This is a genomic window from Sporofaciens sp. JLR.KK001 (assembly GCF_036941055.1).
Classification (GTDB): Bacteria; Bacillota; Clostridia; order Lachnospirales; family Lachnospiraceae; genus Sporofaciens.
Map to the genome: position 1 here is coordinate 1 of NZ_JAYMNO010000017.1, position 581 is coordinate 581.

The window sequence follows — 581 nt, forward strand, 5'->3', positions numbered from 1 at the left end:
AAGCTCCCATTACCCGGCCAGTGCGCCAAAATGGAGTTTGAGTATATCCGCCATGGCACGACCAGTCTCATCGGGTTCTTTGATGTTGCAACGGGCCGTATGGAAATGCCATATCTAAACTCCACACGCACAGAAGAGGATTTTGTGGAAGCTGTAAAAGCATTGACAGAAACAGACCCGCAGGCTCCATGGACATTTATATGTGATGGCCTGAACACCCATAAGTCGGAAGCCCTTGTCCGCTTTGTGGCAGAGGCCTGTGTCCCTGGTGTGGAACTGGGCAAAAAAGGAAAGACAGGGATCCTCAAAAGTATGAAAAGCCGGGCAGATTTCCTGCATGACCCTTCCCACCGGATCCGCTTTGTGTATACTCCGAAACACAGTTCCTGGATGAACCAGATTGAGATATGGTTTGGCATCATTAACCGAAAGCTGCTGAAGCGGAAAAGCTATCTGTCAATAGAAGAACTGGAAGCAAGCATCTTGCGCTTTATTGAACAGTACAATCTTACAGCACACCCATTTAAGTGGACATATGCTGGGATACCATTAGCAATTTAATCACTGATATTTAAGCAATG

The 581-nt window shown here is 46.8% G+C and carries 1 protein-coding gene; it reads left to right on the forward strand.

Features of this window, described 5'->3' with window-relative positions; all coding sequences use genetic code 11:
* Nucleotides 1–561, forward strand: a 561-nt coding sequence (locus VSQ62_RS32320; RefSeq protein ID WP_334638793.1) for a transposase, incomplete at its 5' end; no start/stop codon positions are given.
* Nucleotides 562–581 lie beyond the last annotated feature (20 nt).